The sequence below is a fragment of the Alistipes sp. HGB5 genome, from assembly GCF_000183485.2.
GTDB lineage: Bacteria > Bacteroidota > Bacteroidia > Bacteroidales > Rikenellaceae > Alistipes > Alistipes finegoldii.
This window is the reverse complement of sequence record NZ_AENZ01000051.1, coordinates 1-18,797: the sequence shown is the minus strand read 5'-3', so window position 1 is coordinate 18,797 and position 18,797 is coordinate 1. Positions and strand designations below refer to the sequence as shown.

11 protein-coding genes are annotated in these 18,797 nt (G+C 61.5%); 10 read left to right on the top strand and 1 reads right to left on the bottom strand.

The annotated features are described in order from the left end of the window. Positions 1–23: 23 nt before the first annotated feature. From HMPREF9720_RS08050 to HMPREF9720_RS08005, 10 genes are all read left to right on the top strand, one after another. Positions 24–1,871, top strand: coding sequence for a hypothetical protein (locus HMPREF9720_RS08050; protein ID WP_009597807.1), 1,848 nt, complete (start codon positions 24–26; stop codon positions 1,869–1,871). A gap of 457 nt (positions 1,872–2,328) precedes the next feature. Next, positions 2,329–3,795 carry an amino acid permease gene (locus tag HMPREF9720_RS08045; RefSeq protein WP_009597749.1) on the top strand — a complete coding sequence of 489 codons (1,467 nt, stop codon included), beginning with the start codon at positions 2,329–2,331 and terminating at the stop codon, positions 3,793–3,795. A gap of 229 nt (positions 3,796–4,024) precedes the next feature. Next, the gene (locus HMPREF9720_RS08040; protein WP_009597746.1) at positions 4,025–4,582 is read left to right on the top strand and encodes an RNA polymerase sigma-70 factor; all 558 of its coding nucleotides are present in this window, start codon (positions 4,025–4,027) and stop codon (positions 4,580–4,582) included. A 133-nt stretch (positions 4,583–4,715) separates the two neighbouring features. Next, on the top strand, positions 4,716–5,711 hold the full coding sequence (locus HMPREF9720_RS08035) for a FecR family protein (protein WP_009597848.1): 996 nt from the start codon (positions 4,716–4,718) through the stop codon (positions 5,709–5,711). 156 nt (positions 5,712–5,867) lie between these two features. Beyond that, entirely contained in the window at positions 5,868–9,266 is a 3,399-nt protein-coding gene (locus tag HMPREF9720_RS08030; RefSeq protein WP_039940224.1) for a SusC/RagA family TonB-linked outer membrane protein, read from the top strand. Between the two features lie 18 nt (positions 9,267–9,284). After that, on the top strand, positions 9,285–10,781 hold the full coding sequence (locus HMPREF9720_RS08025) for a RagB/SusD family nutrient uptake outer membrane protein (protein ID WP_009597869.1): 1,497 nt from the start codon (positions 9,285–9,287) through the stop codon (positions 10,779–10,781). Positions 10,782–10,791: 10 nt separating this feature from the next. Then, positions 10,792–13,230, top strand: a complete 2,439-nt coding sequence (locus tag HMPREF9720_RS08020) for a BACON domain-containing protein (protein WP_009597887.1) — start codon at positions 10,792–10,794, stop codon at positions 13,228–13,230. 19 nt (positions 13,231–13,249) lie between these two features. Further along, positions 13,250–15,565, top strand: coding sequence for a hypothetical protein (locus HMPREF9720_RS08015; protein WP_009597805.1), 2,316 nt, complete (start codon positions 13,250–13,252; stop codon positions 15,563–15,565). A 30-nt stretch (positions 15,566–15,595) separates the two neighbouring features. After that, a complete protein-coding gene (locus HMPREF9720_RS08010) occupies positions 15,596–16,504 on the top strand; it encodes an endonuclease/exonuclease/phosphatase family protein (protein WP_009597866.1) in 909 nt (302 codons plus the stop codon). Between the two features lie 55 nt (positions 16,505–16,559). Beyond that, a complete protein-coding gene (locus HMPREF9720_RS08005) occupies positions 16,560–17,408 on the top strand; it encodes an endonuclease/exonuclease/phosphatase family protein (protein ID WP_014774719.1) in 849 nt (282 codons plus the stop codon). A 295-nt stretch (positions 17,409–17,703) separates the two neighbouring features. Here the strand turns inward: HMPREF9720_RS08005 and HMPREF9720_RS08000 are convergent. Then, positions 17,704–18,797: TonB-dependent receptor domain-containing protein (locus HMPREF9720_RS08000; RefSeq protein ID WP_009597774.1), on the bottom strand; the 1,094-nt coding region annotated here is incomplete at its 5' end.

The window sequence follows — 18,797 nt, the reverse complement described above, 5'->3', positions numbered from 1 at the left end:
CTATGCTCCGGTCTTCTGGCCTCGTGCGACGACAAAGACGAGGGGGGGGGAATCCGCCTGCTCCGGCCGTCACGCTGGCTGTCGGTGACGCCGCATCCAACACGCTGAAATTTACGCTCACCCTGAGCGATGCGGACAAGTGCACCTATGTCTGCACCAAATCCTCCGAAGCCGTTCCCTCGGCCGAGAAAATTCTCGCCGACGGCAAATCCGTAACCGCATCGGGTCTCATCACGATCGGCGACCTCGAACCCAGCACCACCTACCGCCTCTCGGCAGTCGCCTCCAACGGCAAGGTCAACGGCAAGGTCGAAACCATCGAACACACCACCTCCGCCCCCGACGTACACCCGGCCGTCGTTCTGACGCCCGGCACGCCCACTTCGACGACCCTTTCGTTCACCGCGGCCCTGACCGACCCCGAAACGGCCGCATACGTCTGTCTCGAAAAGACCGAAGGGACGACCGTTCCCACGGCCGAAGAGATTCTCCGCGACGGCACCGCCATCGCCCAGACGGGTGAGCTCCTCGTCGAGAACCTGAAACCCGCCACCGTCTACCTCATCGCGGCGGCAGTCGCCAACACCGGCGTCTATTCGGAGGTCGAAACCCTCGAAATGGAGACCGTCGCCCGGACGCCCGTCGTCACGGTCATCGCAGGCACTCCGACCGAAACGACCCTCTCGTTCCATTTCAAACTCACCGACGCGGAGAAAGCCGCATACGTCTGCATCGAGAAAACCGACAACCCGACGATTCCTCCGGCCGAGGAGATTCTCCGCGACGGCACCGACCTGCCCGTATCGGCAGATGCAGCGGAGATCCGGGAGCTGAAACCCGGCACGACCTATATCGTCGCCGTCGCCGCATCGAACAAAACGGTATACTCCGACGTCAAGACGGTCGAGATGACCACCGACCAAGCCGTCGAAGGCCCGATCGTGTTCGACCGGCAGGCAGCAGGCGGATACTATCCCACCGAGAGCAGCTACATCGGTGAATTCCTCTTGGTGCTCGCCGACGGCGAAACCACCGAATCCGGGGGCGTCTACGCCACCACCGGCGCAGGCCGTGCCATGAGCATCGACCTCTACCAGATGGCGGTAAGCAATCCCAATACGACGATCACCCTGCCGGCCCGCGACTACAGGTACGCCACCAACAAGGGCCTGACGACGTTCGACCCCGTGAAAACCTACTGTATGGTCAACGACGGCAAAGGCAATATCACCCGAACCGACTTCAAGGCAGGTACGATCTCCGTCAAGAAGGCCGGCTCGACCTATACGATCACCGCGACGCTGACCACGACCGACGACGAGGAGTTCACGGCCAGCTACGAGGGTCCGCTGACGATCGAAAACAAGACACCCAGCGAGATTCCCGACCTTCCCACTCTCGACAAGGACGTAACGAACCTCACCTTCATCCGCGCGCTGGGCAAATATTACAGCGACTCCGCGACGGCCGACAACTGCATCGTGAATCTTTACGACGTCGAGCCGACCATCTCCTACGGCTCCGATTACCTCGGACAGGCAGGACATATGGTGTCGCTCGATCTTTCGACCGCCGTTTCGACGGAAATGCAGCTGCAGGAAGGGACCTACAGCGTCTCCACATCGGGCGCGCCGGGTTCCTACGCCGCAGGCTACCAGACCGAATTCATGGATACGATGCTTCCCGTCGGCACCTACTGCGAGGAGCGGAACGACAATTTCCAGTCCTTCTACGGATTCGTCTCGTCCGGTACCGTAACGATCACCAAATCGGGCAGCGGTTACCGTTTCGTACTCGACTTCACCACCGACAAGGGGTACAAGGTCAGCGGCACCTACGAAGGCAACGTGGAGATGACCGACAAACGATGATGATGCGGCCCGGCATTCGGGCCATGCCGGAAACGGGCAGGATGTCTTCGCGGGCATCCTGCCCCTCGTTTGTGCCCGCCCCGTTCGCAGTTCTGTCAGTTTGCAGCCCGGTTAATTCATGTCCCGGCCCGCAGGCGCCACACGATCCGCCCCCGCGAACCGCATAGGCGTCCTTCCGGTCCGCCGCTCCGGCACGGGTTTTGCAATATACCCTGTCAACTGCGGAACAGCAACCGCAGTGAGGTTTCTTCATTTATTTAAGTTTGGGTTAGTAGTTTCAGGAGGGCAATCCTCCGGAAGGCAGCAGGCAATCGTGAGATTCCCTGCTGTTTTTGTGTGTTTTCGCCTGCAAAAAAACGCCCGCACGAATCACGCACCCGCCCGAAACGACATTCCGCCCGTCTGGTTACGGCACGGAAACTGATTGGCCGTCAGGTGTAAACCACAATTCCACATTATGGCAAAAAACAGAAACATCACAACAACGCAGCTCGCGCTGATGACCGCGGCGGCTGTCATCAGTCTGCGCGGGCTTCCGATGATGGCGCAGGAGGAACTTACCATGTTCTTCTACATCTTCTTCGCCACCTTCCTGTTCCTGATCCCGGCGGCGCTGGTAGGCGCCGAGCTGGGCAGCGCCTTCGCCTCGAAAGGCGGCGGCGTCTACACATGGGTCAAAGAGGCCTTCAACAAACACATGGGCTTCACGGCCATCTTCCTGCAATGGATACAGAACGTCGTCTGGTATCCCACCGTACTCGGCTTCGCCGCGGCGTCGATCGCCTACATGATCGGCATGCCCGACCTCGCCCAGAACGGACTTTTCGTCGGGCTGTTTTCGATCGCCATGTACTGGTGCGCCACGCTTGTCACCCTGCGCGGCACCTCGGCCATATCGGGCATCACGAGCAAGGGATTCCTCATCGGCACGGTGTTACCCGGCATCGTCGTGATCGTCATGGCGGTCGTCTGGATGATCGGCGGCAACTCCGTCGCGCTGGAGCATATTCCGGACACCGTCAGTCAGGTCGTCAATATCGACGCCGCGCACCACGTCCATCCGCGGCTGTTCCCCCACATTACGGGCATGAGCGACATCGCCTTCCTCGCGGGCATCCTGCTGCTGTTCGCCGGCGTCGAGGTGCACGCCGTGCACGCCCCCGAACTCAAAAAGCCGCAGACGCAGTTTCCGCGCGCCATGTTTCTCGCGGCGCTCATCTCGTTCGGGCTTTTCACGCTGGGCGCGCTGGCCGTGGCGATCATCACGCCCTATGACCAGATCAACCTCCAGTCGGGACTGTTCACCACGTTCCAGATCGTCTTCGAACACTACCATGTGGGCTGGCTCACGAACGTCATGGGACTGCTCGTAGCGTTCGGCGCACTGGCCGGAGTCATGTCGTGGATTTCAGGCCCCAGCCGCGGCCTGCTATGGACGGCGCAGGAGGGCGTGCTGCCCTGCTTCCTGCAGAAGACCAACAAGAACGGCGTACAGATCAACATTCTCATCATCCAAGGCTGCATCGTCACCCTGCTGTCGTCGCTCTATATCGTCATGAACGACGTGAGCGTGGCGTTCTTCCTGCTGAGCGCCCTGACCGTGGGTCTCTATCTGCTGATGTATATGATGATGTACGCCGCGGGCATCCGCCTGCGCTACACGCAGCCCGACCTGACACGCAGCTACCGCATACCGGGCGGCAATGCGGGCATGTGGCTGGTCGGCGGCATCGGATTCCTCGCGGTGCTCTTCTCGTTCATCGTCACCTTCTTCCCGCCCTCGCAACTGCCCGTCGGCAGTCCCGCCATGTATACGTGGCTGGTGGTCGTCGGCACGGCGGTCTTCCTCTCCATCCCGTTCGTCATCAGTTTCGTCATGGACCGCAGGGCCGCCGGCGCGGCGGACAAGCCATCCGGCCGATAACCGCAGCGGAACCGCCGGAACCGGCACGTCCCCGGAAAATTTCCTCACGCTTCTTCCGTCCCGTCCCATGCGACGCGGACGGAAGAAGTTTTTTGCATGCCGCAGAAGGCGGCAGGACACCGTGCGGGCCGCAACGAAGCCCCCGCAAAGGTCGTTTTTCACCGGCTCGGCACATTCTTCCGGAATATAATATTTTTTATTCCGTTTTTTTTTAATTTTGTGTGAGACTATGACTCCGGAAAAAGAAAAAGAACTGCTGACCGCTCTGTCCAAAGGGAACCAATCCGCATTCGATTCCCTCTACCTGTTTTATGCTCCCAAGGTCAGGGAATTCGTGTTCCGGCTGCTTAAAAACCCCGGCGAAGCGGAAGACGTCACGCAAAACATCTTCCTGCGCGTCTGGGAGAAGCGCCGCGAACTGGGCGGCACACGCTCGCTGCGGAGTTATCTCTACACGATGGCCCGCAACGCCGTATTCGACATCTTTTCGCACTCGATCGTAGAAGACAAATACATGCAGGAGCATATCAACTCGGCCGCCGAGCGGCGCGACGCTCCGCTCAGCGAGAAAATCGAGACCGAGGAGCTGGCCCTGCTCATCGCCGTCGCCGTGGACCGCATGCCCGAACAGCGCCGCCGGGTTTTCAGCCTGAGCCGTTACGAAGAGCTTTCCAACAAGGAGATCGCCGAGCGGCTCAACCTCAGCGTCAAAACCGTCGAACGCCACATGACCGCCGCCCTGAGCCAGCTCCGCCGGCTGCTGACGCTCCTCGCCCTCTTCGTCTGAAGGGGCACTCCGAAAACGCCCGTCCGAAGGCGCCTTCCGAAAAAATACGAAAAAAAGTCTCCGCCGGGTGGGGGTTGCGCCCCGCCATGCCGTCTTATTTATAAAAGCATATCCCGGATAAAGACCGCATACGATGGAGAGACGACAAATAAGAGAGCTCATCGGCAGATTCCTGCACAACGACGTCCCCGGCGAACTCCAGACGCAATTCCGCCGCTGGATGCTCCAGCCCGGCGACGGCGACGAAAAAGAAGCCGCGCTGCGCGAGGAGTGGACCGCCGTCGTGGAAAGCCCTGCGGCGGCCGACCGCAGTGAAGAGCTGCAGCGGCTCCGTCACACCATCCGCATGCGTGAAGCGCAGCAGCGGCGCAGCCGCATTTTCCGCCGCATACGCTACGCCGCGGCCGCAGCCGCCGTGCTGCTGTTCGCCGTCGGCGAATATTACTACGTACGCTCGGCGTCGGCCGTTCCGGCCGAAATACGCCTGCTGACGGCGCGCGGGAGCAAAGGCGAATTTCAGCTGCCCGACGGCACGAAGGTATGGCTCAACGCATCGAGCCGCCTGACCTATCCCGAAACATTCGACCGCAGGGAACGCCGCGTGACGCTCGAAGGCGAAGCCTATTTCGAAGTGGCGCGCAACACGTCGCATCCCTTCGTCGTCGACATGAACCGCATGGAGATCGAAGTGCTCGGAACCACGTTCGACGCCCGCTACGAGCGCACCAGCGGCATCGCCGAAACGACGCTCAACAGCGGCTCGATCTGCGTCCGCACGTCGCGTTCGCAGCAGTCCGTCCGGCTCCGGCCCGACGAACGGCTGGTCTTCAACGAGACCTCCGGAAGCATGATCATCGAACAGGTGAACGCCTCGAACTACAACAGCTGGATACAGCCCACCCTGACCTTCTTCGACATGACGCTCGAAGACATCATCACCAACCTCGAACGCTGGTTCAACGTTCCGATCGGCACCGACGCCTCGGTGGACCGCACCATCCGTCTGTCGTTCCACATCCGCCACGAATCGCTCGAAGAGACCCTGCAGGTCATCTCGCTCATCACGGGACTGCAATACACACTCGACAGCGAGTCGGCCACGTTCCACACCGCACGAACCACCCGATAAAAATAACCTGAAAAACCGAAAGCCTATGGGAATTCCTCCTCCGTAATCCGAGAAAAAAAGCGGATGCTGCAACATCCGCTCCGACTTAAACACCCCGACGTGCTTCGTAATGTAACCGAATTACGAAATGACAGAATCTTAAATCGTTACAAAATTATGAAAAAATCCGGAAAATCCGGCGGAAAAGGAATTATTCCACTTCCGCCCGGAAGATTCTTTTTGCTGACGCTGTTATTCACGCTGCTGGCCGCAGCCGGCGTCCGGGCCCAGAACCCGCCCGTAAGCATCAATGCAAAAGCAATCACAATCAACGAGTTATTCATCCGCATCGAGAAACAGGGCGTCTATACCTTCGCCTACAACAATGCCGACATCGACCTCAAGCGCATCGTGACCGTGCACGCCAAGGAGCGTCCCATCGAATCCATCGTCCGCGAATGCCTGCCCGAAGTCAACGTGCAGGTATCCAACAACAAGGTGATCCTGACGGGCCGCCGCAGCGACCAGAGTTCGATGCCGATGCACAAGCTGACGGGCACCGTGACCGACGAAAACGGCGCGCCGGTGACGGGCGCCACGGTGATCGTCGTCGGCACGCAGCGCGGCACGACCACCTCGGCGACGGGCGCCTATACGCTGCAGGTCCGCAACGGCGAGATCCTCGAATTCCAGTACCTCGGCTATGAAAAGCAGGCCGTCTCGGTCGGCGGGCAGACCACGCTCGACGTCACGCTCCAGCCTTCGAAGGCGATGGCCGTGGACGAAGTGGTCGTCATCGGCTACGGCACGGTGAAGAAGGGCGACGCCACGGGTTCGGTGGCCAACATCAAAATCTCCGACGTAAAGGACCTCCCGGTGCTGTCCGTCGACCAAGCGCTGCAGGGCCGCGTTGCCGGCGCCGACATCATGTCCACCACGGGCGAACCGGGCGCCACGACTTCGATCCGCATCCGCGGTACGCGCTCGATCTCGGCCTCGAACGAACCGCTGATCGTGGTGGACGGCGTGATGGACGCCGTCAGCGACCTCAACGACCTGAACATGGCCGACATCGAATCGGTCACGATCCTCAAGGACGCCTCCTCGACGGCGATCTACGGATCACGCGGCTCCAACGGCGTAATCATCGTAACGACCAAGGGGGGGGGTAACCAGACCAACACCAAACCTTCGATCACGCTCAAGGCCGACATCGGATTCTCGCAGCTGCCCCGCAAGCTCGACGTGATGAATGCCACGGAGTTCGCACTCTACCGCAACGACTTCGCCTACTTCAGCACCCAGAGCGGCTACGAGGACATCGGCGAGGGCACGCCCCAGTCGAAATATCCCTTCAAAGACCCCTTCTCGCTGGGCAAAGGCACCGACTGGATCGACGAAATCACCCGCACGGCACCCTACCAGAACTATTCGCTCTCGATTTCGGGCCGCTCGAAAAAGAGCAGCTACTACGCCTCGCTGGGTTACAACGATTCGCAGGGTATCATCGACAACAGCGGTCTGCAGCGCATCACGGGGCGTCTGAATCTCGACCACCAGCTGTTCAAATGGCTGAAGGTCGGCTACCGCGGCAGCTACACATGGCGCGACAACGCCCAGAACCTCGCCGAAATCGGCGGCACGGCCTACTACCGCGCAGCCATGTATCTTTCGCCCCACATCGACCCGCAGGAGAACTACAACCCGCTTTGGGGCAACGGCCAGCGGATCAATACGCCGCGTGCGACGATCGACCAGAACACCTACTCCATCGAGCGGACCTCGCTCAACCACACGGCCTATCTCGAAGTGGCGCTGGCCAAGGGCCTGAAACTGCGCAGCCAGAACTCCTACTATTCGTTCCAGCGCCACACCTACCGCTACTATCCGGGATCGCTTCCCGCCAAGAACGAGGGTGAAGGCGGTCAGGCCTACCGCGCAGAATTCCACGAATTCAGCCTTTCGAGCGAGAACACCCTCAGCTACAAGCTCGAAACCAAAAGCGGCCACAACATCGACGCGCTGGCCGGTTTCACCGCCTACCGCTACAAGAGCGACAACTTCACGCTGAGCGGACAGGGCTACATGGACGACGACGTGCTGTGGAACAACATGAACGCCGTGACCGACAAGGATACCTATTCGGCCGCCACGGGGCTGACCAAGCGAACGAAAATGTCGCTGCTGGCCCGCTTCAACTACAACTACAAACAGCGCTACTACCTCACCGTAACGGGGCGTTACGACGGTTCGTCGAACTTCGCCGCCAACAACAAGTGGGGCTTCTTCCCCTCGGTGGCCCTCAAATGGAACGCCGCCAAGGAGAATTTCCTGAAGGACGTACGCTGGATCGACGAGCTGTCGCTCCGCCTGAGCGCCGGACGCACGGGTAACGACGCCATCTCGGCCTACCGTTCGCTGGCGGCCATGTCCAGCACCACGAGCGGCTATCTGTTCGACGGCATGCAGCCGGGCGCCTACTACCGCAGCCGTCTGGCCAGCCCCAACCTGACGTGGGAGAAGACCGACCTCTACAACGCGGCGCTCGATCTGGCATTCTTCAACAACCGCCTGATGATTACGGCCGAAGGCTATATCTCCAAGACGCGCGACCTGCTGCTCACGGTGCAAACCGCTTCGGCGACGGGCTACACCAGCCGTTACGCCAACATCGGCAAAACCTCGAACAAAGGCGTCGAACTGAGCATCGAGAGCCGCAATATCGTCCGCCCTAAATTCTCGTGGACGACCAACCTCACCATCGCCCACAACAAACAGAACGTGGACGACATCGGCAGCGAGGATTTCGTCACGGCGCTCTCGTCGCCCGGCAACAACCCCTACATGATGTACGGTTACGTCAAAGGCTACCCGCTCAACGCGCTTTGGGGATTCAAGTACGGCGGCACGTGGAAGAGCGTCGAGGAGTTCGAGCGCAACAGCGTGACGAACACCTACGTTTCGGCGCTGGCGATCAACAGCGACGCCGCGTCGCGCAAGGCCTCGCTGGGCATGCCCCGCTACTACGACATCAACAACGACGGCTCGCTCAACAACGACGACCTCGTCTATCAGGGCAATGCCGACCCCGACCTGTACGGCGGTCTGCAGAACAACTTCCGCTTCGGCAGGCTCAACGTCGGCATCTACTTCACCTATTCGCTCGGCGGCAAGATCTACAACTACTCGGAGCTTTACATGGCCGGCAGTTCGATGTCGAACCAGTATCGCTACATGCTCGAAGCGTGGCATCCCGTGCGCAACCCGCAGTCGAACCTGCCGCGCGCCGGTGCGGTGGACGCGCACGTGCCGAGCGACCTGATGATCTACGACGCATCGTACATCCGCCTGAAAAACATCACGGTGGGTTACACGTTCGACCTGAGCAAGCGTTCGAAGTTCATCCGCGACATCACGCTGAACCTGAGCGCCGAAAACCTCCACATCTGGAAAAAGTACAACGGCTTCGACCCCGACGTCTCGACCGACAGCAGCGATTCGGCGCTGCGGCGCGTCGATCTGGGCGCATACCCCAAGCCGCGCACCATCGTGTTCAGCATCCAGCTGCGTTATTAACCGTAATCCGAGAACATTATGAAAACAAAATACATCTTGCTGATTCTCACGGCGTGGCTCACGGCGTCGTGCTCACTGCAGGAGGACACCGAAGGGTTCTCGACCCCCGGCGACTTCTATAAGACCAAGACCCAGTGTCAGTCGGCGGTGAACTCGTGTTATATACCCCTGAAAAATCTCTACACCTACAAAATGATGATCGCCACCGAAGGCGTCACCGACCTGATGTACATCGCATCGGGAACGCAGGACGCGCAGCTCGACATCTCGCCGTCGCAGCCCCGCTTCGGCGCCGACATGTGGACCTACGGCTACCGCGGCGTCATGTACTGCAACATGGCCGTGACGGGCATCGAGAACTCGCCGATCGACGAAAAGGACCGCAACAGCCTCGTGGCCGAAGCCAAGGTGCTGCGCGCGTTCTACTACTACCTGCTGACGAGCTTCTTCGGCGACGTGCCCTTCTACACGGACGACGTCTCCGACCACGAAGTGCTCGACCGCGTGGCCAAACTGCCGCGCATGTCGGCCGAGGCGACGCGCACCGCGCTGATCGAGGACCTCGAATCGTGTCTGGGCGCACTGCCCCTCATCCGCACGAGCGAAGCCGCGGGCAACCGCGCCGGAGCCGCCATGGGCCACATGCTCATCGCCAAACTCGCCATGTGGAACAAGGATTACGACAAGGCGCTCGAAGCCATCGCCGTGCTGGAACAGATCTACGGCGACGACCTCTCGGTCTACCCGGTTTCGGATATTCCGTTCCGGATGAAGAACACGCCCGAATCGATCTTCGAAGTGCAGCACACCTATACCGCCGGCGGACTGATCTACACCTCGAACGTCGCCAGCATCTGCATGCCCTATCCGCGCAACAGCGACAACATCTACTCGAACGTGGTGATCGAGGAGCTGGGCGACGCCGCCACGACATGGTCGCCGCTGCGCCCCAACAGCTTCTTCTACGGCAACCTCATGCCCGAAGGCGGCGAAGACCTGCGGCGCGACATGCAGATAATCACCGAGTGGAACGGCGTGAAGTTCACTTCGGGCGACGCGATCGTCACCCGGCCGTTCATGGGTCCCAAATTCTGGTGCCCCGACCTTCAGGCCGCCTACGACTCGAACAACTACAAGGTCTTCCGCTATGCCGACGCCGTGCTGATGGCCGCCGAATGCTACTGCGCCCTGCTCGACAAGGACAAGGCCATGGAGTACCTCAACAAGGTCAAACGCCGCGCGGGCATCGCCGAATACACGCGTTTCCGCACCTATCCGCTGCTGCTCAACGAGATCCAGAACGAACGCGGCCGCGAGCTGCTGGGCGAATTCCAGCGCAAGTTCGACATGGTGCGCTGGGGCATCTGGTACGAACGCACGGCGGCGCTTTCGGACTATGCGAAGGTCAAGACCTCGATCCAGCCCTGCCACGAATACTACCCCATCCCCGACACGGAGGTGATCTATTCGGGCGGCGCTTTGGACAACAACGAATACAAGAAGTACGGATTCTAAATCAACCGACATGAAACCGAAAAACAAAATATATCCCCTGCTGCGCATGCTGGCCGTCGCACTGACCGCCGCACTGCTCGGTCCGGGCTGTCAGAAGGACTTCAAATGGAACGAGCCGCTGGCCGTCACCCAAAACGGACTCAACCTCACCTCCCCGGCCGGTTCGACGCGCGTCACGGTCTACTCCACGGGGCGCTGGAAAGCCGAAATGGCCGAAGGCGCATGGGGCGAAGTGAGCGAGGTGTCGGGCAACGGCATCGGCGACTTCCTCTTTACGTACGAAGCCAACAACGGCGTGTCGCGCCGCGCGCGCATCCTCGTCAGCGGCGAGGGCGAAGAGCAGGAGATCGTCCTCACGCAGGCCGGCGCGGTCACCGAACCGACGCTGGCGCTCGCCGAAACCGAATTCGAGTTCGTGCGTCTGCCGCGCGAACGCGTCCAGATCGGCGTTACGACCAACATGACGCAGGCGCTCGAATGTATCCTCATCACGGCAACCGACGTCACCGACGCGGAGAATCCCGCCGAAGCCGGCTGGCTGAAGGAGATCCGGCTCGAAAAAGACGCCGAGGAGAACATCGTGCTGGTCTTCGGAATCGACCGCAACGACAGCAGCAGCGACCGCAAGGCGGCGATCCGGCTCGAAATCCCCGATGCCGACGGCAAGATCCTCGCCCAAGCCGAAGCCTCCGTCGTCCAGACCACCGACAATGCGACGGTCGTTTTCAAGGACGAAGAGACGACCGTATCCGTTCCGGGCGACCAGCACAACCGCAGCGCACTGCTGACGGCCAACTTCGACGTCGATCCGGCGCACTTCTCCTTCGACATCGCGTACGACCCCGCAGGCACGCAGTGGATCACGGACGTGACCTTCAGCGAATCGGCCGTATCGTTCATCGTTGCCGAGAACACGGGCGACCAGCCCCGTTCGGCCAGTCTGAAGATCACCTACAAGGACACCGACGTGGAGTGCAGCTCGACGCTCCGGCTGACGCAGGAGGTCAAGCAGCTCTCGATCGCCGACCTGCGCGCCATGATCCCCGGAGCGGAAGGCGAAGTGGAGCTGACGGGCGAGAAGATGCTCTCGGCCGTAGTCATCAGCGACGCCGGCAACTACAACATGGAGACCAACCCCAACCTGACGGACACCTCGATCGACTTCTCGGTCAACGAGAAGACCGCCTACATCGAGAGCCTCGACGGTCAGTACGGCCTGCGCATCGTCACCAAACTTCCGGCCGACAACATCCTGAAACGCTACAGCTCGGTACAGCTCTCGATCAATGGGCTGAAGCTGGTCAAGGAGTCGAACCCCGAACGCTATACGCTCACGGGCTTCACCAAAGAACATGTCCTCAACCAGAACGCCGGAACGGCCGCCGACCTCCCGAAGAAGGAGAAGCACATTTCGGAGCTTACCGACGCCGACATCTACACCTATGTGACGCTCAAGGAGTGCGAATTCATGCTCAACGGCGGCGCCTACATCAACGTCCACGACGGCTACTGCTACAAGACCGACCTCAACACGCAGGGCGTGCTTGATCCGCGCTTCGACTGCGCCGTCCGCGGCGTGATCGACAGCCGCGGCGAGAAGATCAACATGGTGCTCAACACGCAGGTGCGCTGGCGCCGCAAGGGCGACGGCGTTCCGGCCGGCTCCGGCCCCATAAGCGGCATCATCGTCCACACCAAACTGCCGCGCTACGGCGTGAAGGGCGACGTGGGCACCTACCAGATCCGCCCGGTCGAGGAGGCCGACATCGCCTTCTCGCGCGAGGAAAGCACCCGCAACTACTCGACGCTCGTACGCTGGGCATGGCCCGGCATGACCACCAACGCCGGCATCAAGCAGCACGCGGACGGCAGCATCGTTCCCTATCTGGGCGAAGGCCGCATGTTCTCGTCGGTGAGCAACAAGCTCAACACGTCGGCATCGGTGGCAGGCGTCTCCTGCACGCTCGACTACAACACCTTGGACTACGCCAAAGGCATCAAATCCCCGGCCGTGCGCTACAACGGCATCTGGTGGAACTCGTCGCGCAACGAGGGCGAATGGGTGGCCTTCAACTTCTCGACCGAGGGCGTCAGCGGCTCGTGCATGAAGATGATCCTCTCGGCCGCACTGGGCAACCTGAGCGCCGCCACGATCGTCGCTCCGCTCTACTGGGACGTCTCCTACTCGCTCGACGGAAGCACCTTCACCCGGTTCGACACCGTGCCCATCCGCACGCTCGTCTACTGGGCCGGCCCGCAGTGGTACGTTCCGGGGCTTTACGAAGTTGACTTCGACCTGCCGTCGGCCTGCTTCGGCCAGAAGGACGTCACCATCCGGCTGCAGGCCGCCAGCAAGGTGTGCGGCAGCACCACGGGCGAGGACAACGGCACGACGACGAAGACCTACGTCTATTTCCGCTTCGGCGACGTTTCGGTCAAATATTTCTAACCACGTAAAAAACGCAATCATGAAATACGCAAAGAGATACATGGCAAAGATCGGCTCGGCGGGCATCCTGCTCGCGGCGCTGGCCGCGACGGCCTGCATGGACCACGGCGACGATATTCCGCTGATCGAGCTGGGTGCGGTCGAGAATTCGTTCACCGTCAACGCCACGGCGGGCCACGTCGACATACAGGTCTACTCCAACCAGCCGGCCGTGCTGTCGCTCCTCGACGACGGGGCCTCGTGGGCCGACCTGAGCGACACGCGCCTGCCGCTCGACGGAAAATTCTACATCGACTACGCCGACAACACGGGCTTTCCGCGCATGACGCGCGTACTGATACAGAGCGCCGACGCAGTACGGTCCGACACGGTCGTACTGCGCCAGCGGGGCGCCCGTGTCCCCGCAATGGCGTTCGAGGGCGGTACCTCGACCAACGTACCGGGCAGTTCGGGCGGCAAGGCGTCCGTACGGTTCGGCACCAACATCGCCCCCGACGAGCTGACCTTCACCACGCAGTACGACGCCGGGGAGGAACCCGCCGAAGAGTGGCTTTCGGAAATCGCGCTCCAACCCGCCGGGGAGGAGGAATACACCTTCACTTTCGACTACGCCGGCAACGACACGGACGAACTCCGCACGGCGACGGTCACCGTCTCCTACGTCAACGGCTGGGAGGAGACCGAACAGCTGACGCTCAACGTCATCCAGCGCACGAAGAACGACATGCTGGGACACGACATTTCGTTCGCCGAACTGCGCGAGAAAGCGCTCACGGTCTCGAAAGTCGATGAGTACTGGCTGCTGGAAGGCTACGTCGTCAGCGACCGGGATTCGAAGAACGCCAGCAACAACCCGATGCCGACCGACATGAGCGTCGATTACAGCGGATGCGAGAAGACCGTCTACCTCGAATCGCCCGACGGCCGTTACGGTTTCTGCGTCGAAACGGCCACTCCGGAGGACAACGCCTTCACCCGTTACGACAAGGTGAAAATCCTGCTCAAAGACGCCGAGCTGGTCTTCGAACCCGATCCGGACCGCTACATGATCAAAGGCATCCGCTCGTCGATGATCGTCGAGCGCGTGACGGGCAACGACGCCTCGGTGCTTCCGGTCAAGCAGAAATACATCTCGGAGCTGACCGACGAAGACATCTACACCTTCGTGACGCTCCGCGACTGCGAATTCGCCGTCCGCAAGGGCTCGCTCACCCCCGTGCACGAGGGCTATACGCTGGCCGACGCGCAGGGACGTCTCAACATGTACCCGCGGCTGATACGCGACAACAAGGGCAGCCTGATTCACCTGCTGACCAACACCACTTGCCCCTACCGCCGCAACGGCACCCGCCTGCCCTACGGTTCGGGCGAACTGGCGGGCGTGATCGTCCACGAGCGTTTCCCGCAGTACGAGTACGTCGATACGGCGGACGATCTGGCCAACGGCATCATCGGCTCCTACCAGATCCGCCACATGTCCTTCGCCGACATCCGCTTCGCCGAAGACCGCTCGCAGAGCTTCTCGGAGACGCTGACCGAATACAGTTACGTCAAGGGCAAGGCCGCGGCCGCCGACGGCTACGCCTACTGGTATCCGACGTGGGGCACCAACGGACGCTTCACGCAGACCGCCTCCAAGTCAGCATACCCCAACGGCGTCTACAATGCGGCCTGCTGGCACTACTTGGGCTGGTGCGGCACGGCGCGCGGCACGGCTCCGTTCCGCAGCCACATCGGCAACGACGGCTATTCGGGTTTCGGCGTCATCCTCGAAGACGGCACCAATTACGCCGTGAAAAGCACGGCAGTCAATACCGACGGCAAAGGCACCGACCAAGCCAACTGGCTGGCGTGGGTGACGACCTACTGGTGGAACGCTTCGACCGACCGGCCCTATGCGTGGGTCGTGGAGTTCTCGACCGCCGGGATTTCGTCCGACCGGGTATCGCTGATCATGAGCGTGCAGAGCGGCCGCGCGACACTCAACGCAGGTCCCTACTTCTGGAAAGTGCAGTGGTCCGCAACGGGCGATTACGAGAGCGACGAGGGGTGGTTCGACGTCGAAGCGGCGCAGACCGCGCCCGACGGCAGCGCCTACACCTTCACGCAGCCCGACTTCCCGGTATTCGCCACGCAGCGCAGCTGGCAGCTCCCGGCCTATAAACAGGTCGAAATCCCGCTGCCCGCCGAGATCATGGGCCGCGAAAAGGTCTGGCTCCGCATCCAGCCCGCCAGCCGGCTCTCGTCGGGACTCGGTTTCCTCGACGGCACGATCCCGATGGGCTACAACGCCGCCGGAGCGATGGACTACTTGGCCGTACGCTACAACAGATAACCCGAACTCCAAGATCTAAAAACCAAAACAATGAAACGATTCCTATTTTCGATAGCTCTGTTATTCACCGCTTTGGCCGGATGCTCCAACCACGAAGGCGAATCCACAGCCCCCAAAAGCGAACTCAACGTCATGAGCTACAACATCCGCTACGCCAATGCGAGCGACAAGGGCGACGCGGCGTGGGACGCCCGCAAGGAGGCTTCCGTCGCGATGATCCGCGACGTCAAGCCCGACGTGATCGGCATGCAGGAGCCTCGCTTCTCGCAGGCGCAGTATCTGATCGGCGAATTGACCGAGTACGAGCACTACTATCTGGCCCCCGATGACAAGGACTCGCAGCACCGCAATGCGGTCTGGTGGCGCAAAGACCGCTTCGAGATGCTCGCCCAAGGGTATTTCTTCCTCAACGAAAAGGACATCACCCAGCCGATCAAGGGCTGGGGGCACAACCAGTTCCGCACGGCGTTGTGGGTCAAACTGCGCGAGCGCAGCACCGGCAAGGAGTTTTTCTTCTTCAACACCCACCTCGCGCACCGCGCGTCGCCCGTCGAGGGCGGCGATATCGATCAGGTGGCGCGCACCGAGTCGGTGAAACTCATCGTCGAACAGATGAAGCAGATCGCGGGACGCTACGCTCCGATCTTCGTCACCGGCGACATGAACGCCTCCTACGCCGCGGGCGACGGCCGCCGCACCTGCCTCGACGGCTTCTTCGAATTCATGTGGTCGGCGCGCGAAACGGCGCCCGACGGCGAAGCCGACGACGTTTACAGCTACAACAACTTCGGCGAAGGCACTCCGCGCTTTACGTGGAACATCGACCACATCTTCTACCGCAAGGTGACGCCCGTCCGGTTCCGCACCATCAACAACGACGGCTACGGCGTTCCCTACATCTCGGACCACTTCCCGATTCTCTTCACGTCGGAATTCTGATGAACACTGCATGCGGGGCGGCTCCGGCCGTCCCGCACGCATAAAATCCCGCAACATGAAAAAACTGCTGTTTACGCTTCTGTTCTGCGCCGCGGCTGCCGCCGCAGCGGGCAGCGAACCCGCGGAGCTGAAACTGCTCTCCTACAACATCCGCTACATCGGCGCGCCGGGCGACGAAGGCGACTTCGCGTGGGACGCCCGCAAGGAGGCTTCGATCCGCATGATCCGCGACGTGCGGCCGGATGTCATCGGCTTTCAGGAACCCCGCCGCCAACAGGTCGCCTACCTCGTCGAACAGCTGCCCGAATACGGCCACATCGAAATGGGACGCGACTTCGGCGCCAAGGACGATCCCGGCGAGCATCTGATGATCATGTATCTCAGGGAGCGATACGAACTCCTCGACCACGGCCACTACTGGCTGAGCGAAACGCCGGACGAAGTGTCGCAGGGCTGGGACGGCCGCTGCCGCCGCGTGACGGTGTGGGCGCGCCTGCGCGACCGCGCCACGGGGCGCGAATTCTGCCTTTTCGATACGCACCTCGACCACATCGGCAAAACGGCCCGGCTCGAAGGCGCCCGGCTCAACGTCGAACGGATGCGAAGCATCGCCGGCAAACGCACGCCGCAGTTCATCGTCGGCGACATGAACGCCACGGCGGGCACGCCGGGCGGCGTATGTCTCGAACCCTATTTCAAATGGCTGAAATCGGCCTGCGAAGAGGCTCCCCTGACCGATCCCCGGCCGACCTATCACGGCTTCGGCAAGGCCAAACCGCTCCACATCGACCACATCTTCTACCGCTGCGCCGAACCGCTGCGCTACCAGCTGCTCGACAGCACGGGATACGGCGTGCAGTACCTCTCGGACCACTACCCGATCGTCTGCACGTTCCGCTTCTGACCGGGCGGCAGTGTATACACGACAAAAACCGCAGAAACCGTTTTGTCCGGTTTCTGCGGTTTTTCATTCCGGACAACGCCCGAAGAAAATTGGGCCGCTCCGTCCAATATCGCCGCGCGGCAAACACGCACGCGCTCCGGATAATCCGCCGCCCGCCGTTCCAGCCAACCCGCCGACCGACTAACCAACCAGCTAACCGACCGACCGGCCAACCGGCCAACCGGCCGCAATTCCGATCAAGGGCGGTCGAAGGCGGCCGAAACCGGTCGGCACGACGCCGTTCGCGCCCCGCCGCTTAAAATTCGACGGTGATTCCCAGCGTCGGGATCAGCGTCCCGCTCTCCTGCCTGATGTATTTCATGCGGTAACGCTGTTCGGCGGCGGGCGCTTCGGGATTCTCCACCACGCCCGTGGACATCAGCACGTCGGGCTGGCGCAGCTTGCTGCCCGTTACGTTCTGCAGGTCGATATAAAGCCCCAGCATGCAGTGCCGGAAATAGAAGGTCTTGTCGATGCGCAGGTCCAGCTGGGCGAAGGCGTCCAGCCGCCCGTCGTTATAGCGCGCATAGTCGTAATAAGGCCGCCCCTGCACGTTCCACGCCTCGACCAGCGACGATTTTCCGACATCGTAAGACGTATAGGGCGTTCCGCCCACGGCGCTCAGGCGCGCCCCGACGCTCCAGCTGCGCGGCAGGTCGTAGGTACCGCTGAGGTTCACGACGAAACGGCTGTCCCACGCCGAAACGATATAGGGAGCCGCTGAATCGCGGCGGTATTCGCTGCGGAACAGCGTGACCGAACCCACGAGATTGACCTTGCCGGGAATCTGCCAGCGGGCCATCGCCTCGACGCCGTAGGAGCGGCCCTCGGCCGACGAGCGCAGCTCTTCGTTGCCCACCACGCCGTAATCGTTGCCCTTGCAGGAGAGCGGAATCCCGTCCGCGACCGAAAGCGGAATATCCCCGTACAATTTGTAAAAGCCCTCGACCGACACGATCAGCCGGTCGCGCAGCCGCCATCCGACACCTGCGCTGAAAGCCCCGACGCGCATATAGTGCAGGGATTTGTTCACCCACGCATCCGCCTCCTTGAATCCGAGCGCCGTATAGGGCGGCAGCTGGTAATAAAGCCCCGCGCTTCCGCTCAGCGACCAGCCCCTGCCGAGCCGATAGCCGACCGAAGCCCGCGGCGAAAGCTGGTGCCAGAGCCGGGCCATGCGCGGCGAGTAGTCGTTCCCGTCGGCGCGCAGGCCGAGCGAAGCCGTGAAACGCTTGTCCTCCGAAGCGTAATCCGCCCCGGCGAAAAGCCCCCAGCCGACGATTCCCAGCCGGGTCCGGTAATCGGACAGCAGCGTCTCGTCGGTGAAAAGCCGCTGGAACGTGCACGCGT